Raw genomic sequence first — 21,113 nt, 5'->3', positions numbered from 1 at the left:
CTGATGAAAAGGGGCGGACCTCGATGGAGGATCTTTTCGCGGAGCTGCGCGGCGGGGCCGGCCACCCCCGCCTGGACGACACCCGGTTGCCCGAGCTCAAGCCGCAGCCGGAGCACCGTCACGAACCCTTCCCCCTCACCGACATCCAGCAGGCCTATCTGATTGGCCGTCACAAGGGCCTGGAACTCGGCGGCATCTCCAGCCAGTACTACCTGGAGTTCGACTGTCCCGCCCTCGACCCGGACCGGCTGACCGATGCCCTGCGGAAGGTCGTCGCCCGCCACGACGCGCTGCGCACGGTGGCCGGTCCCGACCAGACCCAGCGGGTCCTCGCCGCCGACGAGGTGCCGCCGTACGTCATCGATGTCACCGACCTGCGGGGCCGGAGCGCCGAGGACGTGGCCGCGGACCTCGACCGGATCCGCGCGGACATGACCGAGCAGGTACTGCCGACGGACCGGGCGCCGCTGCTCGACGCCCGCCTCACCCTGCTCGACGGCGCCCGGGTCCGGCTGCACCTCGCCGTCGACCTGCTCTTCCTCGACATGCGCGGCCTGTACCGCCTCCTCGGCGAATGGCGCCACCGCTACGACGAGCCCGGCCTCGCCCCGGAGCCGCCGGAGCTGTCGTTCCGCGACTACGTGCTCGCGCAGGAGGAACTGCGCGACGCCACCCTGGGCCAGGAGGCCGCCGCGTACTGGGCGGACCGCCTCGACAGCCTGCCGCCCGCGCCGGAACTGCCGCTGGCCGCCGCGCCCGAACAGCTCGGCACCCCCCGCTTCGTACGGCACCGGGCGCTGCTCGCGCCGGAGCGCTGGACGGCGCTGCGCGAAGCCGCCGGCCGGCACGGACTCACCCCCTCCGGCCTGCTGCTCGCGGCCTACGCCGAGGTGGTGCGGACCTGGTCGCGGCGCCAGGAGTTCACCCTGACCGTCACCCAGTTCCACCGGCTCGGGCTGCACCCGCAACTCGACGAGATCATGGGCGACTTCCTGTCCCCGAGCCTGCTCGCCGTCGGCGGCCGGGCCGAGGACACCTTCGCACAGCGAGCCCAGGACCTGCAGCGACGCCATCTGGAGGACCTCGCGCACTCCACCTACGGCGGCATCCGGGTGCTGCGCGACCTGGCCCGCCGCAGGGACGACGGCCGGGCCGCCATGCCCGTGGTCTTCTCCAGCACGCTCGGCGCCTCCGACGGGGGCCGCCTGGAGGCCTTCGGCGAACTGGTCCACGACCACAGCAGGACCCCGCAGGTATGGCTGGAGAACCAGATGCTCGAACGCGACGGCCGGCTCTCCGTGAACTGGAACGCGGTCGAGGGCCTGTTCCCCGACGGCACCCTGGAGGCCATGTTCGACGCGTACGTGACGCTGCTCGACCGCCTCGTCGACGACCCGGCCGTCTGGGACGCCACCCGGGGGATCGTGCCGCTGCCCGCCGCGCAGGCCGAGGAACGCGCACGGGCCAACGCCACGGCCGAGGACATCGCGCCGGCCCTGCTGCACGAGCTGGTCGCCGAGGCCGCCGCCCGCCGCCCGGACGCGGTCGCGGTCGTCACGCCCGGCACGGAGACCACGTACCGCCGCCTCACCGAGGACGCGCACCGCATCGCGCACCGGCTGCTCGAAGGGCCCGGCGCCGAACCGAACGAGATCGTCGCCGTGTCGATGCGGCCGGGCGCCGCCCAGTACTCCGCGCTGCTCGGCGTGCTGCACGCCGGCGCCGCCTACGTGGCCATCGACCCCGAACTGCCCGAGGAGCGCCGGCTGAAGCTGCTGGCCCGGTGTTCCGTGCGGGCCGTGGTGACCGAGCCGGAACTGCGGGACCGCCTGACCTGGCCGGCCGGCGTCACGGTGGTGACCGGCGAGGACGAGGCCACCCTGGCGTGCTCCGCCGAGCGGCCGAAGCCCCGGCAGGATCACGACGACCTCGCCTACGTCATCTTCACCTCGGGCTCCACCGGCGAGCCCAAGGGCGTGATGATCACCCATCGCAGCGCCGCCAACACCGTGCAGGACATCAACCGGCGCTTCTCCGTGGGGGAGGACGACCGGACCATGGCCCTCGCCCCGACCGGCTTCGACCTGTCGGTCTACGACCTCTTCGGCGTCCTGGGCGCGGGCGGCACCGTCGTCGTGCCCGACCCGGCGCGCGGCAACGACATCGCCCACTGGTCGCAGCTCATCGGCCGCTACGGCGTCACCATCTGGAACAGCGTGCCCGCCCCCATGCGCATGTGGATCGACTCGCTCGGCGACGGGGCCGTGCCGCGCGGCTGCCGGCTGCGGCTCGCCCTGCTCAGCGGCGACTGGATCCCGGTCGACCTGCCGGCCCGCGTCAGGGAGAAGATCCCCGCGATGCGGGTGATCAGCCTCGGCGGCGCCACCGAGGGCTCGATCTGGTCCATCCACCACCCGATCGACGAGGTGCGGCCCGACTGGTCGAGCATCCCGTACGGCAAGCCGCTCGCCAACCAGACCATGCACGTGTTCAACCAGTGGCTGGAACCCTCCCCGGTCGGCGTCACCGGCGAGATCCACATCGGCGGGACCGGCGTGGCCCAGGGCTACCTCGGCGACCCCGAGCGGACCTCCGAGCGCTTCCTCGTCCACCCCGTCACGGGCGAGCGGATCTACCGCACCGGCGACCTCGGGCGCTATCTGCCCGGCGGCGACATCGAGATCCTCGGCCGCGAGGACTTCCAGGTGAAGATCAACGGCTACCGCGTCGAACTGGGCGAGATCGAGGCCGCCCTGCTCCGCCGGCCGGGGGTGAGCAGCGCACTCGTCACCGCGCCCGCCCACACCCGTACCGGCCAGCGCCAGATCGCCGCCTATGTGGTGCCCGAGCCCGGGGCCGACCCGGACCCGGCCGAGCTGCGCGAGGCGCTCAGCGCCGTACTGCCCGGCTACATGGTGCCCAGCCGCTTCCTGACCCTGGACAGCCTGCCCCTCACCACGAACGGAAAGATCGACCACAAGGCGCTGCCCACGCCGTGGAACGACGACCCCGACACCGCCTCCGAGCGGGTCGCACCCCGTAGCCCGGTCGAGGAGCGCCTGTTCACGCTCTGGTCCCAGCAGCTCGGCCACGGCGACTTCGGCGTGGAGGAGGGCTTCTTCGACATCGGCGGCGACTCCCTGCACGCCGTCGGCCTGCTCGCCCTGCTGCGCACCGAGTTCGGCCTGGAGGCCGACACGGAGCAGGAGATGGTCGAGGGGCTCTTCATGAACGCCTCCATCGCCTCGTTCGCCGAACTGATCGTCACCGTCGAGGAGTCCGCAGCGTGACCACCACACCCGATCCCCTCGCGACCGCCGGCGAATGGGAGTACGTGATCGTCGGGGCCGGCTCCGCGGGCGCCGTGACCGCCGCCCGGCTCGCCGCCCGCGGCTCCGGCCCGGTCCTGCTCCTGGAGGCCGGCGAGGACCAGCCGCGTCCCCGCGACCGCTCCCACCCGCTGGCGGACGCCGGACGGCTCGTGCTGGCCGGCCACAACTGGGACTACCGCGCCAATCTGCGCACCAGTGGGCGCCTGGAGGACCTCGTCGAGGGCCGTACCGGAGCGGCGGAGCCCGACGCGGCCACGGGCGGCCGGGTGCCCGCCCGGGCCCTGTGGGAACGCTTCCCCTACCAGCTCGGCAAGGTCGTCGGCGGCGGTTCCGCCGTGAACGGCGCCATCGCCCTGCGCGGACTGCCCCGGGACTTCGCCGCCTGGGAGGCGGCCGGGAACCCGGACTGGTCCTGGGAACGCGTGCTGCCCTTCTACAAGGACATCGAGAACGACGCCGACTTCCCGGGCCGGCTGCACGGAGACAGCGGGCCGCTGCCGATCCACCGCACCCCGCGCGGACAGGTCCACGCCCTGGACGCCGCCTTCTGGGAGGAGTGCAACCGGCAGGGCGTCACCGACCTGCCCGACCTCAACGCCGGGGTCGAGGCCGGCGTCGGCCCGATCCCCGGCAACGCCGTGGACGGCGAACGCATCGACGCCTCCACCGCCTTCCTGGCCGGCGTCCGCGACCTGCCCGGCTTCCACCTCCGCAGCGGCGTCCGGGTCACCCGGGTGCTGTTCGAGGGCAACCGGGCCGTCGGCGTGGAGGCCGAACGCGACGGCGTGCTCACCACCGTCCGCGCACGGAACGTCGTCCTCAGCGCCGGGGCCGCCGGCACCCCCGTCATCCTCCAGCGCTCCGGGGTCGGCGCCGCCGGCCTGCTCGGGGCCCTCGGCATCACCCCCGTCGCCGACCTGCCCGGTGTCGGCCGCGACCTGGTGGACCACCCCTCGGTCGTCATCTGGTCCAGGCCGGCCGACGGGGTCTGCACCCCCGGCCTGCCCTGGCGGCAGGTCGCTGCCCGCATGAGCAGCGGCTTCGACGACGACGTGGACATCCAGACAGGCCTGCTCAACAACGTGGAGAGCCACACCATCCCCGGCTTCGTCGACCGGCTCGGCTGGCCGCTCGTCGTCGGCATCTCGGTGATGCTGCTGCGCCCGCGCTCCCGGGGCCGGGTCTACCTCGACAGCGCCGACCCCCACGCGGCGCCCGTCATCGAACTGGGCATCGGCACCGACCCCGAGGACGTGGAGCGGCTCTGCCACGGCGTGCGCCGGGCCTGGAGCTTCCTGCGGTCCCCGGGGCTGTCGAGCCGGCTGACCAGGACGCAGTTCTGGAGCGACCGGATGATCGCCAACGACGGCGTCGTGCGCAGCGGCGTCCGCCACATCATGAACCCCGGGTGGCACGCGGCCGGTTCGTGCCGGATGGGACCGGACACCGACCCGTGGGCGGTCGCCGACCAGGACGGCCGGGTGCACGGCACCGAGAACCTGCGGATCGCCGACGCCTCGCTCTTCCCCACCATCCCGAGCGCCCCCACCAACCTGACCACCCTGATGCTGGCCGAGAAGCTGGCCCGGAGCACCAAGGAGTGACCGTGCAGCCCGAATCCAGGCCCCCGGTGCGGCTCTACTGCTTCCCGCACGCCGGGGCGACCTCCCTCGTCTACCGCGGCTGGCAGGCGCTCGGCGAGCCGCACCTGCTGGTCCGGGGCGTGGACGCGCCCGGCCGCGGCACCCGCCGCCGTGAGCGCAAGGCGGCCGGCTTCCACGCGCTCGTCCGGTGCATGGCCGAACAGCTCGTGGCCGACCTGCTGACCGAGCGGGAACGGACCCCGGGCCTGCGCTGGGCCACCTTCGGGCACAGCTTCGGCTCGACCACGAGCCTGGCGGTGGCCGCGGAGGTGACCCGTCAGGTCGGCGTGGCTCCGGAGCGGGCCGTGCTCTCCGGGGCGGTCCCGCCCCGGCTCCAGCGGCCCGGGCCGCTGCTCGACTCCGTACCCGACGAGGAGCTGCTGGCCCGGACGGCCGCCGACGGCGGCACCCCTCCGGCCGTGCTCGCCGACCCGACGATGAGCCGCATCCTGCTGCGGATGCTCCGTGAGGACGACGCCGTACGGGCCGAGTTCGCCACCGAGGCGGCCGGGCTGCGGGTGGACTTCCCGCTCACGCTGATCGGCGCCCGCGAGGACGTGCACGCCCCGCCGGAGAAGGTCTGGCAGTGGGCCGCGCACAGCTCGGTACCGGCCCGCCGGACCGAGATCGACGGCGGCCACTTCGCGGCCGTCCAGCGCCCCAAGGACACCCTCGCCGGCATCCTCGACGACATCGACCCCGGGAAGGGGTGAACACATGGCACGCAGCAGGTACGAGGCGGAGCACGAGCAGTTCCGGGCCACCTGCCGGGAGTTCCTCCACCGCGAGGTGCTGCCGCACCACGCGCGGTGGGAGCGGGACGGCATCGTCGACCGGGAGGTGTGGCGCAAGGCCGGCCGGGCGGGACTTCTCGGCATCGGCGTGGACCCGGCGTACGGCGGGGGCGGCGAGCCCGACTACCGCTACCCGGCGGTGTTCGCGCAGGAGATCATGTGGGCCCGCGCCACCGCCCCCGGCTTCGTGGCCCACAACGACGTCATCGCCACCTATCTCGCCGAGCGCACCACCGAGGAACAGCGCAAGCGCTGGCTGCCCGGGCTCTGTTCGGGCGAGCTGATCGCGGCGATCGCGATGAGCGAGCCCGACGCCGGCTCCAACGTCGCCGACATCCGCACCACCGCCGTCCGCGACGGCGACTCCTACGTCCTCAACGGGCAGAAGACCTTCATCACCAACGGCGAGAACGCCGACGTGGTCGTGGTCGCCGCCAAGACCGCACCCGAGCGCGGTGCGCAGGGCATCAGCCTCCTCGTAGTGGAGCGCGGCACGCCCGGATTCACCCGCGGGCGGCGCATGGAGAAGCTGGGCTGGCACGCCAGCGACACCTGCGAGCTGTTCTTCGACGACTGCCGGGTGCCGGCCGACAATCTCGTCGGCAGGGAGAACGCCGGTCTCGCCTACATGATGGCGGGGCTGCCCCGGGAACGGCTCAGCATCGCCACCGTGGCGGTCGGCGCGGCCGAGCGGATGCTGGCGGACACCCTCGAATACGCCAGGACCCGCGAGGCCTTCGGTCAGGTCATCGGCAGCTTCCAGCACAACCGCTTCCAACTGGCCACGATGGACACGGAACTGACGATCGCCCAGGTCTTCCTGGACCACTGCGTCGCCGAACTCAACGCCGGGCGCCTGTCGGTGACGGACGCCGCCAAGGTGAAGTGGTGGACCACGGAGCTGCAGGTGGACATCGCCAACCGCTGCCTCCAGATCCACGGCGGCTACGGCTACCTGAAGGAGAGCGCCATCTCCCGGGAGTGGGCCAACAGCCGGGTGCAGACGATCTACGGCGGGACGACCGAGGTGATGAAGGAGCTGATCGGCCGCTCCCTCGGCCTCTGACCGGCCCGGCTTCCGAGCCGTCCCGCGGCCTCCGACCGGCCTCGGGCCTCTCTGGGTCCCGCGGCTTCCGACCGGCCTCGGGCCTCTCTCGGTCCCGCGGCCTCCGACCGGCCCCGGGTTTCGTCGGTCCGCGGCCTCCGACCGCTCCCTCGGCTTCCGGCCGGCCCGGCTTCCGGGACACCGGGATACCGGTCCGCTGTCCCGGTGTCCCGGGCACCGCACCACCCCGCCCCGCTCCCGGCACGGATCCGTGCCGGGAGCGGGGCGCACTTTCGGCCATGTCCCGAAATCAGCACCTATGATTGCGATTTCGGGAACGCGCACGATCTAATGGCGGGATGGAGCAGTCACCGGCCATCACCCAGGCCCTGTCCGCTGTCGGTCCCCGGCTCAAGCGGGTGCGCACCGCCCGTGGTGTCACGCTCGCCGCGCTGTCGGAGGCCACCGGGATCTCCAAGAGCACGCTGTCCAGACTCGAAGCGGGACAGCGTCGCCCCAGTCTCGAACTGCTGCTGCCCATCGCCCACGCGCATCAGGTCCCGCTCGACGAACTCGTCGGCGCCCCGGAGGTGGGCGACCCGCGCGTCCGGCTCAAGCCGCACGCCGTGAACGGCAACACGGTGTTGCCGCTGACCCGCCAGCCGGGACCGCTGCAGAGCTACAAGATGGTGCTGCCGGCGAGCCGCGACACCCCGGAGATGTGCACGCACGAGGGCTACGAGTGGCTGTACGTGCTCTCCGGGCGGCTGCGGCTCGTCCTGGCCGACCACGATCTGGTGCTCGACCCGGGGGAGGTGGCCGAGTTCGAGACCCGGCTGCCGCACTGGTTCGGCAGCACGGGGGAGGGTCCGGTCGAGGTGCTGAGCGTGTTCGGCCGCCAGGGGGAGCGGATGCACGTCCGCGCCCGCCCGACACGCCGAACGCCCGCCACCGGCTCGTAGCCGGGGCGGGCGTGCGGCGGCGGGCGCGCGGGGGAGGCGACGCCGCGGCCGTCGCCCGTCGCTCAGGACGCGGGGACGGGCGCTTCGGTGGAGCGGCCGGCGGCGGCGCGGTGCGCGGCGAGGTCGCGTTCGATCTCCTCGTCCACGAGGTCGTGGTTGAGGGCGAACGCGGCCGCGGCCCCCATGCCGGCGGCCGTGACGGCCTGGGCGCGGGAGTCCACCACGTTGCCGACGGCCCAGAGGCCGGGGCGGCTGGTGCGGCCGGCCCGGTCGGTGACCAGCCAGCCCTGGTCGTCCTTCGCGCAGCCGAGACCGTCGAAGGCCCCGTCGTTCGGGGTCATGCGGGGGAAGAGGAACACCCCGGCGCAGTCGATCGTCGTGCCGTCGGCGAGTTCCACCGCGTGCAGGCGCCCGTCCTTGCTCAGGAGCGTCGACACCGGCCCCTCGACCACCTCGACGCCCCGCGCGTCCATGCGCTCGCGCTCCTCGTCGGTGAGCGGCCGGCTGTGCGGCACGTACACGACCTGCGGCGACCACTGGCGCAGCAGCAGTGCCTGGCCGGGCGACGCGGGGTGGACGCCGAGCACGACGATCGGCCGGTCGCGGACCTCGTAGCCGTGGCAGTACGGGCAGAAGTGCACGTCCTCGCCCCACATCGCGCGGACGCCCGGGATCTCGGGGAGTTCGTCGCGCAGGCCCGTGGCGAGCACGACGTGCCGGGCGCCGAGGGAGGCGCCGCCCTCCAGACGGACCAGGTACCCGCCGGTCTCCGCGGCCTCCACCTGGTCCACCCGCCCTTCGATCCGGACCGCGCCGTACCGCGCGATCTCCGCGCGGCCGGCCTCCAGCACGGTGAGCGGGGGGACGCCGTCACGGGAGAGGAAGCTGTGCATGTGGGCCGAGGGGGCGTTGCGGGGCTCCCCGGAGTCGACGACGGCTACGGTGCGACGGGCCCGGGCGAGCACGAGTGCGGCGTTGAGCCCACCCGCCCCGCCGCCTATCACGATGACGTCGTACGAAGTGCGGTCGTGGTGTGCGTTGTTGGCGCCGGTCATGGCGATCACCTCCGCCGCAAGAGTGCGGCCGGCCGGAGAGCCGGGCAATCTTTGTTGCCGTTTCCGGGACGCGGCCCGTCGGGCCCCGCCGAGGCCCGTCCCCGGTGGGGCGGAGTCCGTCGACGGCATGCCCCCGTACGCCGCCGTCCGCCGCACCCCGCACCGGACGCGGGGCGCGCGGGACCGGTCCGCCGCGGCCGCCGGATAGCCTGGCCGGATGCTTACAGAAGTGACAGCGACCCGCTATGTCACCCCCCTGCGTGAGGGCGGCTCGCTCCCCGGGATCGTCGAGGCCGACGACCTCGGCACGTACGTCATGAAGTTCACCGGCGCCGGTCAGGGCCGCAAGACCCTCGTCGCCGAGGTGATCTGCGGGCAGCTGGCCCGTCGGCTCGGGCTGCGGGTGCCGGAGCTCGTCACCCTCCAGCTCGACCCCGTCATCGGGCTCTCCGAGCCCGACCAGGAGGTGCAGGAGCTGCTCAAGGCGAGCGGCGGCCTCAACCTCGGCATGGACTTCCTCCCGGGCTCGCTCGGCTTCGACCCCCTCGCCTACGAGGTCGACCCGCAGGAGGCCGGCCGGGTCGTGTGGTTCGACGCAGTGATCAACAACGTCGACCGGTCCTGGCGCAACCCGAACCTGCTGGTCTGGCACGGCGACCTGTGGCTCATCGACCACGGCGCCACCATGATCTGGCACCACAACTGGCCCGGCGCCCAGGCCTCCGCCGCCAAGCCCTACGACGCCTCCGACCACGCCCTCGCGCGGTTCGCGCCGGACGTCGCGGCGGCGGCCGCCGAGCTGGCCCCGCTGGTCACCCGGGAGCTGCTCACCGAGGTCGCCGCCGAGGTGCCCGACGAGTGGCTGGTCGACGAGCCCGGCTTCGCGAGCACCGACGAGCTGCGGGCGGCCTATGTGGCGGCCCTGCTGCCGCGCGCCGCGACCATCCACGAGCGGATCACGCTCGGACCGCGCTCCGAGCGGCGCCCCCAGCAGCCGCCCGGCTGGCTCGCCGAACGCCTCGCCCCCCGGCCCCAGGCCGCCCAGCACGCCACCGAGAAGGACAGCACCCCGTGACCGACCGCGATGTCTTCGAGTACGCGCTGCTGCGGGTCGTGCCCCGCGTCGAGCGCGGAGAGTGCTTCAACGCCGGCGTGGTCGTCTACTGCCGCGCCCGGTCCTTCGTGGCCGCCCGTACGCACCTGGACGAGGCCAAGCTGGCCGCGCTCGACCCGCGTGCCGACGTCACCGGCGTACGGGCCGCGCTGCACGCTGTCGAGGGGGTCTGCACGGGCGGCGAGGCCGCGGGGCAGGCCGCCGGCGACGACCCGGGACGCCGCTTCCGCTGGCTGATCGCGCCCCGCTCGACGGTGGTGCAGCCCGGCCCGGTGCACACCGGTCTGACCACCGATCCCGGGGCCGAGGTGGAACGCCTGCTCGATCTTCTCGTGCGCTGAGTGATCCGGTGCACCCGGTGGGCCGTTGACACCGGGTGCCAGGGCTTCTAGCGTCTCGTCTGCGGGCGATACTAAGCGGTCGCTCATCTCCGGAAGTGCGGGTCTCCGGGAGAACGGGCGGCGTGCGGGGTACGGACCGTATCCAGGGACGAACCAAGGGCGAGGAGAACCAGCATGTCCACCACCGAGCAGCGCGTAGCCGTCGTCACGGGTGCGGCGCGGGGCATCGGAGCCGCCACCGCGATCCGGCTCGCGGCCGAGGGCCGCGCCGTCGCCGTACTCGACCTCGACGAGGCGGCCTGCAAGGACACCGTCGAGAAGATCACCGCCGCCGGCGGCACCGCGCTCGCCGTCGGCTGCGACGTCTCCGACAGCGCCCAGGTGGAGGCCGCGGTCGCCCGGGTCGCCGCCGAGCTCGGCGCCCCGACGATCCTCGTCAACAACGCGGGCGTGCTCCGCGACAACCTGCTCTTCAAGATGTCCGAGTCCGACTGGGACCTCGTGATGAACGTGCACCTCAAGGGCGCGTTCCTGATGGCCAAGGCCTGTCAGAAGCACATGGTGGACGCGGGCTTCGGCCGGATCGTCTCGCTGTCCTCCTCCTCCGCCCTCGGCAACCGCGGCCAGGCCAACTACTCCGCCGTCAAGGCCGGCCTCCAGGGCTTCACCAAGACCCTCGCCAAGGAGCTCGGCAAGTTCGGCATCACCGCCAACGCCGTCGCCCCGGGCTTCATCGTCACCGAGATGACCGCGCAGACCGCCGAGCGCGTCGGCATGGGCTTCGAGGAGTTCCAGGCCGCCGCCGCCACCATGATCCCGGTGCAGCGCGTCGGCACGCCGGACGACATCGCCAACGCCATCGCCTTCTTCACGGGCGACGACGCGGGCTTCGTCTCCGGCCAGGTCCTGTACGTGGCCGGCGGCCCGCTCAACTGACCCGCGGCGCGGAGGAGTACACGCACATGAGCACGAAGGAGCTGCCCGAGCTCTCGGGCAAGGTCGCCCTCGTCACCGGCGCGAGCCGGGGCATCGGCTACGGAGTCGCCGAGGCCCTCGTGGCCCGCGGCGACCGGGTGTGCATCACCGGCAGGGGCGAGGAGGCCCTCAAGGAGGCCGTGGAGCGCCTCGGCGCCGACCGGGTCATCGCGGTGCCCGGCAAGGCCCACGACGAGGCCCACCAGGCCGCTGCGGTCGACGCCGCCATGGAGGCCTTCGGGCGGGTCGACTACCTGGTGAACAACGCCGGCACCAACCCGGTCTTCGGCCCCATCGCCGAGCTCGACCTGGGGGTGGCCCGCAAGGTCTTCGAGACCAACGTGGTCTCGGCGCTCGGCTTCGCCCAGCAGACCTACCGGGCGTGGCAGAAGGAGCACGGCGGGGCGATCGTGAACATCGCCTCGGTCGCCGGCCTCTCCGCGTCGCCGTTCATCGGCGCGTACGGGATGAGCAAGGCGGCCATGATCAATCTGACCCTGCAGCTGGCGCACGAGTTCGCGCCGATGGTCCGGGTCAACGCGATCGCGCCGGCGGTCGTGAAGACGCGGTTCGCCGCCGCGCTCTACGAGGGCCGGGAGGCCGAGGCGGCCGCCCCGTACCCGCTCGGCCGGCTCGGCGAGCCGTCGGACATCGGCGGCGCGGCCGCCTTCCTCACGTCGTCCCAGTCGGACTGGATCACCGGTCAGACCCTGGTCGTCGACGGCGGGATTTTCCTGAACGCCGGTGTCGGGTGACCGGTATCCGGACACATCGCTGAATTATTGACCGGTTTGGCCCCGGTTATACGACGAATGCCTCGAGTGCCCCGCCCGGGCGGACCATTGACCTGGCGGGGCGCTGCGGTATCGTCTGCCGATCCCAGGCTGAACGAGGAGCGTGCACGTGTTCAACCGGACCAGTCTGCAGGCCGCTGCAGCCCTTGCGTCCATATCCCTCCTGTCCGGATGCAGTGTGTTTTCGGACAGTGAATCCGCAGCGGAACAGAGAATCGTCGTAGGGACGACGAGTTCTCCCACGACCCTCGATCCGGCAGCCGCCTGGGACAATTCCTGGGAGCTTTTCCGGAATGTCTTCCAGACGCTCGTGAGTTTCCCGACCGGCAGTACGAGTCCGCAGCCGGACGCCGCGGACTGCCAGTTCAAGCAAGGTTCCTCCAGTCGTGTCTTCGAGTGCCAGATACACGACGGGCTCACCTTCTCCAACGGGCACAAGCTGGACGCCGAGGCCGTCAAGTACTCGATCGAGCGCATCCGCACGATCAACTACAAGGGCGGTCCCAACGGAATGCTGGGCTCGCTCGACAAGATCGAGGTCCTCGACCCCCGCACCGTGGTCTTCCGGCTCAACAAGCCCGACGCCACCTTCCCCTTCATCCTCGCCACGCCGGCCATGTCGATCGTCGACCCGGCCGAGTACCCGGCGGACAAGCTCCGCGAGGACGGCAAGCTGCTCGGTTCCGGCCCGTACGTGCTCGACGCATACGCCGAGAACGACAAGGCCGAGCTGACCCGCAACCCGAGCTACAAGGGCTTCGCCGAGCGCAAGAACGGCGGCGTGACCATCCGGTACTTCAAGGAGTCCGAGGCGATGGTCGCGGCCCTGAAGAAGAAGGAGATCGACGCCACCTACCGCGGTCTGACCGCCGCCGAGGTCGTCGACCTGCAGTCCGACAAGCCGGAGAACCAGGGGCTCCAGCTCGTCGAGTCGACCGGCGCCGACATCCGCTACCTCGTGTTCAACACCAAGGACGACTCGGTCGCGAGGCTGCCCGTCCGCAAGGCCATCGCCCAGCTCGTCGACCGCGACGAACTGGTCAACAAGGTCTACCAGGGCACCGCCGAGCCGCTGTACTCGATGGTCCCCAAGGGCATCGCGGGCCACACCACGAAGTTCTTCGACCGCTTCGGGCAGCCGGACCCGGCCAAGGCCAAGTCCATCCTGCGCGCCGCCGGCATCAGGAAGCCGGTCAAGCTCGACTTCTGGTACACCACCGACCGGTACGGCTCCTCGACCGCGCCCGAGTTCGCCGAGCTCAAGCGCCAGCTGGAGGAGTCCGGGCTCTTCGAGGTCACCCTGCACGGCAAGCCGTGGAAGGAGTTCCAGGCGGGCTACCAGAAGGGCGAGTACCCGGCCTTCGGCCGCGGCTGGTTCCCCGACTTCCCGGACCCGGACAACTTCATCGCCCCCTTCGTGGGCAAGGAGAACGTCCTCGGCACCCCGTACGTCAGCCCCCGCATCACCGACGAGCTGATCCCCAAGTCCCGGCGCGAGAGCGACCGCGCGTCCGTCACGGACGAGTTCACCGAGGCGCAGGAGATCATGGTCCAGGACGTGCGGCTGCTGCCCCTGTGGCAGGGCAAGCTCTACATCGCCGCGAGCGAGGACATCGCCGGCGGCGAGCGGGCGCTCGACCCGCAGACCGTCATGCAGATGTGGGAGCTCCAGCGCCGCACCAGCTGGTAGAGCGCGGGACCCGGGCGGCGGACGGCGTTGTCAGTGGGCCCCGGTAGGTTCTCGTACGCAGTCATACGAAAGCCCACCGGAGGTTGTTGACGTGACCGACACCGACATGCTGCCCGAGTCCTGGCGCGGCGTCCTCGGCGACGAGCTGGAGAAGCCCTACTTCAAGCAGCTCACCGAGTTCGTCGAGGAGGAGCGGGCGAAGGGGCCGGTCTACCCCCCGCGCGAGGAGGTCTTCGCCGCCCTCGCCGCCACCCCGTACGACAAGGTGAAGGTCCTGGTGCTCGGCCAGGACCCCTACCACGGCGAGGGCCAGGGCCACGGACTGTGCTTCTCGGTCCGTCCCGGCGTGAAGACCCCGCCCTCGCTGCGCAACATCTACAAGGAGATGCAGGCCGAGCTCGGCCACGACATCCCGGACAACGGCTATCTGATGCCGTGGGCGGAGCAGGGCGTGCTGCTGCTCAACGCGGTCCTCACGGTCCGGGCCGGCGAGGCCAACTCGCACAAGGGCAAGGGCTGGGAGAAGTTCACCGACGCCGTGATCACGGCCGTGGCCTCCCGCCCCGACCCGGCGGTCTTCGTCCTGTGGGGCAACTACGCCCAGAAGAAGCTTCCGCTCATCGACGAGGAGCGGCACGTGGTCGTCAAGGGCGCCCACCCCTCGCCGCTGTCGGCGAAGAAGTTCTTCGGCTCGCAGCCCTTCACCCAGATCGACGCGGCCGTCAAGGCCCAGGGGCACGAGCCGATCGACTGGCGCATCCCCGACCTCGGCTGAGCCTCGCCCGGATCCGGCGCGGCGGGAGCTAGCGTCGGGTCCGGTCCCTCGTGCCGAGGGCCGGGGAGCCAGCACGTGGAGGCCGTAGTGACCGGGCAGCAGGTGTCGGACGACGCCGTCATGACCAGGATCGGGCAGGCGATGATGCTGCTCCACGGCGGCGACCGGGAAGAGGCCCGCAATCGCTTCGGCGCCATCTGGGATCAGCTCGGCCCGGACGGCGACCCGCTGCACCGCTGCACGCTCGCCCACTACATGGCGGACGCCCAGGACGACCCCGATGTGGAGCTCGCCTGGGACCTGCGGGCGCTGACGGCCGCCGAGGGCCTGGACGACGACCGGCTCGCCCTGCACGACTCCACGGCGGCCTTGCGTGCCCTGTACCCCTCGCTGCACCTCAATCTGGCCGCCGACTACGTGAAGCTGGCGCGCCCCGACGCGGCCCGGATCCACCTGGACCGGGCCCGCGCGGCCGCCGAGAGCCTGGACGACGACGGGTACGGCAACGGGGTGCGGGCCGCGATCGAGCGTCTGGAGCTGCGGCTGCGGGGTCAGCGCCCGTAGCCGCCCCGGCAGATCCGGGCCTGGTCGCTCCCCGGGCTCCAGCCGCCGTAGGACTCGCCGAGCGCGCACACGTCGGCCCGGTCGCGGGGCAGCTTCGGCAGCGCGGGGAGGACGAGGTCCGGATACGGCCGCGGTCGCGGTACGGCGGACGGGTGCGGTCGTTCGGTCCGGTGCGGGCGGGCGGGACCGGCTCCGCCGGGACCGGGCCGCCCGGCGGACGGGCGGGGGCCGGGCGCCGGCTCGTCGGGCATCGCCGCCTCCAGGGCCTCGCGGGCGGGGCCCTGGACGATCTGGGGCGCGACGTCCTGGCCGGCGGGGTCGGCCGCCCGGCTCGGGGCGGGCGCGGGGGCCGTCGGCGGCGGTTCGACCGCGACACAGCCCGTGAGGGCGGCCATGGCCATCCCGGCGAGCAGTGTCACTGTGGTTCGGGTTGCATGCACCCGCGCCACTCTGCTGGCCGCAGGGCGTTTCCCGCGCCCCTACTCGCGGGGAATGCCCCGCATGAGTGATCACCCGGGTGCGGGCTGACCCGCTCGCACCCTGCTCCGGAGTCAGTCGCCGGTGGCGCCGTCGATCCGCTCGCGGACGAGGTCGGCGTGGCCGTTGTGGCGGGCGTACTCCTCGATCATGTGCAGATAGATCCAGCGCAGGTTGAAGGTCCCGCCGCTGCGGTGCTTACCGGCGCCGATGTCGTCGAGCTCGCGCCCGGCGGCGTTGGCCCGGGCCACGGCGATCTCGCCCTGCCATGCGGCGTAGGCCTCCTCCCAGGTGTCCTCCCCGGTGACGTGGAAGTCCCGGTCGTGGTCCTCCTCGGTGGCGAAGATCCAGCCCGTCTCCTCGCCGGCCAGGACCCTGCGGAACCAGCCGCGTTCGACCTCGGCCATGTGCCGGACCAGGCCCAGCAGCGTGAGGTTCGAGGGCGGTGCGGAGGCGGTGCGCAGCTGGGTCTCGTCGAGCCCCTCGCACTTCATGGCCAGGGTCGCCCGGTGGAAGTCGAGCCATTCCTCGAGGGCCGCGCGCTCTCCGGTGAGGGTGCCGGGGTCGGTGCGGGGGGTGGATGCGATGCGTTCGGCAGTCATGCCCCGCATCGTCGCCGATCCTGCGCCTCCCTGGCCAGGGAATTGACGCCCGCTCAGCCGCCGGCGCCGCCCAGCATGCCGCGCAGCAGCTCGTCGAAGCCGGTGCGCAGGTCCGCGCGGCTCGGCACGGCCGCGTGGAAGGAGCCCGCCGCGCAGGAGAACATCAGCCCCTCGCACCAGGCGATGAGGGACAGCGCGTGCCGCTCCGGCGCGGGGGAGCCGGCCTCGCGCATCATCGCGATCAGCGGGCCGTGGAACACGGCGCCGGCGGAGTCGAAGAAGGTCCGCAGCTCGGGACGGCGGGTGGCCTCCAGGGCGAGCTCGTAGCGGGACACGAGCAGTGCCCGGTGGTCCGTCAGGTAGCGGTGCAGGGCCAGTGCGAGGGCGTCCGTGAGGGCCTCGGGGCCGGCGCCGGCGGCGGGCAGCTCGTGCGGCGCGAGGACCGCCGCCTCGTGCCGGACCTGGCGCCGGACGGCGGTCTCCAGGAGGGCCTGGCGGGTGCGGGCGTGGTTGGAGGTGGAGCCCTGGGGGAGTCCGGCCCGTTCGTCGACGGCGCGATGGGTCAGCCCGCGCATCCCGCGTTCGACGAGCAGGCCGAGGGCTGCGTCGCCGATGCGGTCGGCGCGGCTCAGGGGGGCGTCGGCGGCCGGTGCTGCGGTCATGGGGACAACCTATCGAGCCTCCTCCCCCTCCCCGCCTCACTACAGATGTAGTACGCTCCGGGTGACACTACAGCTGTAGTGGGGATGTGTCAGTCCCGATCCGTCGTCCCCGAGGGGGAGTCATGGCACAGCACCGCGCCGTCGTCGCCGGAGCCGGCATCGGCGGCCTCACCGCCGCCCTCGCCCTGCGCGACCGCGGCTGGGACGTCACCGTCCTCGAACGCGCCCCCGGCCTCGCCCCGGTCGGCGCCGGCATCGGCCTCGCCCCCAACGCCCTCCGCGCACTCGACGTCCTCGGCCTCGGCGACCGGGTCCGGGCCCTCGCCGCCTGGCAGGGCGACGGCGGCATGCGCCGCCCCGACGGACGCTGGCTCTGCCGCACCGACGCCCGGGCCGCCGCCGAGCGCTTCGGCGGACCGCTCGTCCTGCTGCACCGCGCCACCCTCGTCGAACTCCTCGCCTCCGGCCTGCCCGAGGGCACCGTCCGCACCGCCACCCAGGCCGCCCTCACCGACCCGGGCGACACCCACCGCCCCGCCCGCGTCGCCACGCCGGACGGCGAACTGGAGGCCGAACTCGTCGTCGGCGCCGACGGCATCCGCTCCGCCGTCCGCACCGGGCTCTTCCCCGGTCATCCCGGGCCGCGCTACTCCGGCTTCACCACCTGGCGGGTCGTCATCCCCGCCCCCGAGCGCCCCTTCGCCCCGCACGAGACCTGGGGACCGGCCCGCCTGTGGGGCAGCCAGCCCCTCAAGGACGGCCGCACCTACGCGTACGCCATGGCCGCGGCGCCCGCCGGAGCGCACTCCGCCGACGGCGAGAAGGCCGAGCTCCTGCGTCTCTTCGGCGACTGGCACCACCCCGTGCCGGCGATCCTCGACGCCGCCGACGACCGGGCGGTCCTGCGCCACGACGTGCACCACCTGATCGACCCGCTGCCCGCCTTCCACCGCGGCCGTACCGTCCTGCTCGGCGACGCCGCCCACGCCATGCAGCCCACCCTCGGCCAGGGCGGCAACCAGGCGATCGAGGACGCCGTCGTGCTCGCCCACCACGCGGGCGGCCGGCCCGTGCCCGCCGCCCTCGCCGCCTACACCGCCGACCGGCTGCCGCGCACCACCGCGATCGTCCGCAAGGCCGCCCGCACCGGCCGCCTCGCGCTGCTCTCCGCCCGGCCCGCCGTCGCCCTGCGCGACGCGGCCGTGACCGCGGTCTCCCGCTTCGGCCCCGGACTCCTCCTGCGCGGCTTCGACGACATCGCCGACTGGCACCCGCCGGTCCCCGACGCACCCGCGCGCGTAAGCTGACCGGCGCGAACTCCCGCACCGCGAACCCAGAAGGAGACCCCGTGAAGGTCGGCTGCATCGGACTCGGCGACATCGCGCGCAAGGCCTATCTGCCCGTCCTGTCCAGCCTTCCCGGGGTCGAACTCCACCTTCACACCCGCACCCCCGCCACCCTCGACGAGGTCGGCGCCGCCCACCACGTGCCCGCCGCGCGCCGCCACCGCGACCTCGACTCGCTGCTGTCCGCCGGACTCGACGCCGCCTTCGTGCACGCCTCCACCTCGGCGCACCCCGGCATCGTCACCCGGCTCCTGGAAGCCGGCGTCGCCACCTACGTCGACAAGCCGCTCGCCTACCACTACGCCGAGTCCGAAGCGCTCGTGGAACTCGCCGAGAAGCGGGCCGTGAGCCTCGCCGTCGGCTTCAACCGCCGGCTCGCGCCCGGCTACTCCCAGTGCCTCGACCACCCGCGCGAACTGATCCTCATGCAGAAGAACCGCATCGGTCTGCCCGAGGACCCGCGCACCTTCGTCCTCGACGACTTCATCCACGTCGTCGACACCCTGCGCTTCCTGCTCCCCGGCGACGTCGACCACACCGACGTACGGGCCAGGGTCCGCGACGGTCTCCTGGAGCACGTCGTGCTCCAGCTGTCCGGCGACGGCTTCACCGCCGTCGGCATGATGAACCGCCGCTCCGGCTCCACCGAGGAGACCCTGGAGGTCTCCGGCCAGGACTCCAAGCGCCAGGTGCTCAACCTCGCCGAGGTGGTCGACCACAAGGGCCAGCCGAGCGTGCGCCGCCGCGGCGACTGGGTGCCCGTGGCCCGTCAGCGAGGCATCGAACAGGCCGTCCTGGCCTTCCTCGACGCCGTACGCGAAGGGGAGCGGCTCAGCGCCCGGGACGCGCTGCTGACCCACGAGATGTGCGAGCACGTGGTCCGCGAGGCTCTCGCCCAGGCGTCCTGAGCCGCTCCCGGAGGGCCACCACGCCCACCGCGGCGACCACCAGGAGCGCCCCGTACAGCGGCCACGCACCGACGCGGTCGTACAGCGTCCGGCCGGTCGAGAGCGGCAGCGGGTAGACGGCGGAGGCGCTCGCGCCGGTGCCGAGCACCGGGCCGGTCCGCCGCCCGTCCGGCCCGTACGCGGTGCTGATCCCGGTCAGCGTCGCGTGCACCGTCGGCCGTCCGGTCTCCGCGGCCCGCAGCGCGCCCAGCGAGGCGTGCTGGGCGGGCGCCCAGCTGTGCTGGAAGGTGGAGGTCGAGGACTGGGCGACCAGCACGTCCGCGCCGTCCCGGGCGAGCCACCGGCTCATGTCGGGGAACGCCGTCTCGAAGCAGATCAGCGGCCCGATCCGCAGGCCCGGACCCGCGGGCCCGGCGGCGTCGGGCAGCGACAGCACCACCGGTCCCGCGCCGCGCCGGCGGTCCTCGCCGGCCGCCTTGCCCACCGAGGTGACCCAGCCGAGGACGGCCCGCGCGGGCACGTACTCGCCGAACGGCACGAGCCGCGTCTTGTCGTACCGTTCGCCGGTCGGGCCCTCGGGGCCGACCAGGATCGCGCTCTTGAAGATCCCGGGCCGGTCGGTGCGGCGCGCGTCCACGTTCACGAGCAGCGGAGCGTGGACGGTGCGGGCGAGTGCGGTGAGCCGGGCCGCGAGGTCCGGGCGGGCACCCAGGTCCGCGCCGACGCTGCTCTCGCCCCACACCACCAGGTCCAGCCGCTGCCCGGCGAGCGCCCGGGTCAGCTCCTCGGCCCGGGCGAAGCGCCGCGCGACGCCGTCGGGGCCGTCGTACACGCCCGGCTGGACCACCGCGATCCGCACCGTGCCCGCGGCCGACGGCGGCGCGGCGCCCCACCACGCGAGCCCGACGACCAGGGCGCAACCGGTGAGGCCGGCCAGCGCGGTCCGGCGTAGCGGGGGCAGCGCGAGCAGCAGGACGGCCGCCGTGTTCACGGCGACCACGAGCAGGGACACCAGCCAGACCCCGCCGGCCGAGGCCAGCCGCAGGGCGGCCGGCACCTGCCACTGGCTGGCCCCGAGCAGACCCCACGGCCCGCCCAGGCCCTGCCAGGAGCGCACCAGCTCGACGAGCAGCCAGCCGGAGGGGATCACGACCAGCGCGGCGGCCGCCCGCCGCGGGGAGGGCGTGCCGCCCAGCATCGCGTGCACCAGACGTCCCCACGGCAGCCACAGCAGGCCGAGGAGCACGGAGAGGAGGAGCAGGAAGACATGGAGGCTCGGCAGCAGCCAGTGGTGCACGGCCAGCATGAAGCCGACGCCCCCGCACCAGCCGTCCAGGCCGGCTCGGCGCGGGCCGGGCGCCGCGCGGATCAGCAGCAGCCAGGGGACGAGGGCGAGCCATGCCCACCACCACAGGCCGGGGGCGGGAAAGGCGAGCGCGGGCAGCGCGCCGAGGCCGACGGCGAGCGCGGAGCGGGCCGAGGACGAGTGGCGCATGCCCTGCCTCCTGGGGTCGCCTCCAGTGTGCGCGAGACCGGCCCCGCGGGCCGGATCGACGCGGCTCACATCCGGCGCCACTTCTCCTCGACCACGACGGAGCGCAGCCGCCAGCCGGTGTCCGTGCGGCGCAGGGCGAAGGCGTACCGGCCGCCGCACACGAAGTCCTCGCCGGACTCGAAGCGCATCGGGTTCACGTAGTCGGCGCGCACGGTCGCCGTGTCGCCCGGGTAGCCGCCGAGGTCCTGGATGCGGACCCGGCGGTTGACGATGAGGTGCTGGCGCACCGGGAACAGGCGCATCGTCGCGGCGAGCCAGTCGGCGACCTCACCGGCCGGCCCCTCGATCCCGCCGGACCCGCGGTAGTCGGCGCGGCCCTCCGGGGCGAACAGCTCCCGGTACGCGGCCCAGTCGGAGTCGTCCACGGCCACCGCGTAGCCGGTGACCAGATCGTCGATGGCGAGCCGGTCCATCACGGTGGCGAGGTCCACACGCTGCGTCATCGGATCAGTGTCGGGCAGCGCGGGCGCGGGGCCAAG

General features: G+C 73.2%; 20 protein-coding genes. 14 read left to right on the top strand and 6 right to left on the bottom strand.

Features of this window, described 5'->3' with window-relative positions:
- Nucleotides 1–23 precede the first annotated feature (23 nt).
- The 5 genes from ACGF1Z_RS15555 to ACGF1Z_RS15535 all read left to right on the top strand — a co-directional run bounded on the left by ACGF1Z_RS15555 (nt 24) and on the right by ACGF1Z_RS15535 (nt 7,776).
- Nucleotides 24–3,290 (top strand): amino acid adenylation domain-containing protein, encoded by a 3,267-nt coding sequence (locus tag ACGF1Z_RS15555; protein ID WP_393004013.1) that lies wholly within the window; start codon nt 24–26, stop codon nt 3,288–3,290.
- The gene (locus ACGF1Z_RS15550; protein WP_393004011.1) at nt 3,287–4,936 is read left to right on the top strand and encodes a GMC family oxidoreductase; all 1,650 of its coding nucleotides are present in this window, start codon (nt 3,287–3,289) and stop codon (nt 4,934–4,936) included. Before ACGF1Z_RS15555 ends, ACGF1Z_RS15550 begins: the two co-directional genes overlap by 4 nt.
- Before the next feature lie 2 nt (nt 4,937–4,938).
- Nucleotides 4,939–5,688 (top strand): thioesterase II family protein, encoded by a 750-nt coding sequence (locus ACGF1Z_RS15545; protein WP_393004009.1) that lies wholly within the window; start codon nt 4,939–4,941, stop codon nt 5,686–5,688.
- A 4-nt stretch (nt 5,689–5,692) separates the two neighbouring features.
- Nucleotides 5,693–6,835, top strand: coding sequence for an acyl-CoA dehydrogenase family protein (locus ACGF1Z_RS15540; RefSeq protein WP_393004007.1), 1,143 nt, complete (start codon nt 5,693–5,695; stop codon nt 6,833–6,835).
- A gap of 338 nt (nt 6,836–7,173) precedes the next feature.
- On the top strand, nt 7,174–7,776 hold the full coding sequence (locus ACGF1Z_RS15535) for a helix-turn-helix domain-containing protein (RefSeq protein ID WP_393004005.1): 603 nt from the start codon (nt 7,174–7,176) through the stop codon (nt 7,774–7,776).
- A gap of 62 nt (nt 7,777–7,838) precedes the next feature.
- Here ACGF1Z_RS15535 and ACGF1Z_RS15530 read toward each other — a convergent pair whose 3' ends face one another.
- On the bottom strand, nt 7,839–8,831 hold the full coding sequence (locus ACGF1Z_RS15530; RefSeq protein WP_393004003.1) for an NAD(P)/FAD-dependent oxidoreductase: 993 nt from the start codon (nt 8,829–8,831) through the stop codon (nt 7,839–7,841).
- Between the two features lie 217 nt (nt 8,832–9,048).
- Between ACGF1Z_RS15530 and ACGF1Z_RS15525 the strand changes: the two genes are divergently transcribed.
- The 7 genes from ACGF1Z_RS15525 to ACGF1Z_RS15495 all read left to right on the top strand — a co-directional run bounded on the left by ACGF1Z_RS15525 (nt 9,049) and on the right by ACGF1Z_RS15495 (nt 15,084).
- On the top strand, nt 9,049–9,906 hold the full coding sequence (locus ACGF1Z_RS15525; protein WP_393004001.1) for a HipA family kinase: 858 nt from the start codon (nt 9,049–9,051) through the stop codon (nt 9,904–9,906).
- Nucleotides 9,903–10,286, top strand: coding sequence for a DUF3037 domain-containing protein (locus ACGF1Z_RS15520; RefSeq protein WP_393003999.1), 384 nt, complete (start codon nt 9,903–9,905; stop codon nt 10,284–10,286). The genes ACGF1Z_RS15525 and ACGF1Z_RS15520 overlap by 4 nt, the downstream gene beginning before the upstream one ends.
- A 174-nt stretch (nt 10,287–10,460) precedes the next feature.
- The gene (gene fabG / locus ACGF1Z_RS15515) at nt 10,461–11,222 is read left to right on the top strand and encodes a 3-oxoacyl-ACP reductase FabG (RefSeq protein ID WP_393003997.1); all 762 of its coding nucleotides are present in this window, start codon (nt 10,461–10,463) and stop codon (nt 11,220–11,222) included.
- 26 nt (nt 11,223–11,248) lie between these two features.
- On the top strand, nt 11,249–12,016 hold the full coding sequence (locus tag ACGF1Z_RS15510; protein WP_393003995.1) for an SDR family oxidoreductase: 768 nt from the start codon (nt 11,249–11,251) through the stop codon (nt 12,014–12,016).
- 148 nt (nt 12,017–12,164) lie between these two features.
- The gene (locus ACGF1Z_RS15505; RefSeq protein WP_393003993.1) at nt 12,165–13,745 is read left to right on the top strand and encodes an ABC transporter substrate-binding protein; all 1,581 of its coding nucleotides are present in this window, start codon (nt 12,165–12,167) and stop codon (nt 13,743–13,745) included.
- A 91-nt stretch (nt 13,746–13,836) separates the two neighbouring features.
- Nucleotides 13,837–14,520 (top strand): uracil-DNA glycosylase, encoded by a 684-nt coding sequence (locus tag ACGF1Z_RS15500; RefSeq protein ID WP_393003991.1) that lies wholly within the window; start codon nt 13,837–13,839, stop codon nt 14,518–14,520.
- Between the two features lie 120 nt (nt 14,521–14,640).
- Nucleotides 14,641–15,084 (top strand): hypothetical protein, encoded by a 444-nt coding sequence (locus ACGF1Z_RS15495; protein ID WP_393004203.1) that lies wholly within the window; start codon nt 14,641–14,643, stop codon nt 15,082–15,084.
- Here the strand turns inward: ACGF1Z_RS15495 and ACGF1Z_RS15490 are convergent.
- From ACGF1Z_RS15490 to ACGF1Z_RS15480, 3 genes are all read right to left on the bottom strand, one after another.
- Nucleotides 15,072–15,524: a hypothetical protein gene (locus ACGF1Z_RS15490; protein WP_393003989.1), complete on the bottom strand. Its 453-nt coding sequence runs from the start codon at nt 15,522–15,524 to the stop codon at nt 15,072–15,074. The genes ACGF1Z_RS15495 and ACGF1Z_RS15490 overlap by 13 nt on opposite strands.
- Before the next feature lie 111 nt (nt 15,525–15,635).
- Entirely contained in the window at nt 15,636–16,172 is a 537-nt protein-coding gene (locus tag ACGF1Z_RS15485) for a DinB family protein (protein ID WP_393003987.1), read from the bottom strand.
- 44 nt (nt 16,173–16,216) lie between these two features.
- Complete coding sequence (locus tag ACGF1Z_RS15480) at nt 16,217–16,825, bottom strand: TetR/AcrR family transcriptional regulator (protein ID WP_393003985.1); 609 nt, start codon at nt 16,823–16,825, stop codon at nt 16,217–16,219.
- A gap of 122 nt (nt 16,826–16,947) precedes the next feature.
- Between ACGF1Z_RS15480 and ACGF1Z_RS15475 the strand changes: the two genes are divergently transcribed.
- Together ACGF1Z_RS15475 and ACGF1Z_RS15470 are read left to right on the top strand one after the other, a co-directional pair.
- Nucleotides 16,948–18,132, top strand: coding sequence for an FAD-dependent monooxygenase (locus ACGF1Z_RS15475; protein WP_393003983.1), 1,185 nt, complete (start codon nt 16,948–16,950; stop codon nt 18,130–18,132).
- A 41-nt stretch (nt 18,133–18,173) separates the two neighbouring features.
- Complete coding sequence (locus tag ACGF1Z_RS15470) at nt 18,174–19,079, top strand: Gfo/Idh/MocA family protein (protein ID WP_393003981.1); 906 nt, start codon at nt 18,174–18,176, stop codon at nt 19,077–19,079.
- Here the strand turns inward: ACGF1Z_RS15470 and lnt are convergent.
- Nucleotides 19,003–20,574 (bottom strand): apolipoprotein N-acyltransferase, encoded by a 1,572-nt coding sequence (gene lnt, locus ACGF1Z_RS15465; protein ID WP_393003979.1) that lies wholly within the window; start codon nt 20,572–20,574, stop codon nt 19,003–19,005. The genes ACGF1Z_RS15470 and lnt overlap by 77 nt on opposite strands.
- A gap of 65 nt (nt 20,575–20,639) precedes the next feature.
- Entirely contained in the window at nt 20,640–21,077 is a 438-nt protein-coding gene (locus ACGF1Z_RS15460) for a nuclear transport factor 2 family protein (protein WP_393003977.1), read from the bottom strand.
- Nucleotides 21,078–21,113 lie beyond the last annotated feature (36 nt).

This window comes from Streptomyces sp. NPDC048018 (assembly GCF_043202995.1).
Taxonomy (GTDB): Bacteria; Actinomycetota; Actinomycetes; order Streptomycetales; family Streptomycetaceae; genus Streptomyces.
This window is presented reverse-complemented; position numbering and strand designations above follow the sequence as displayed.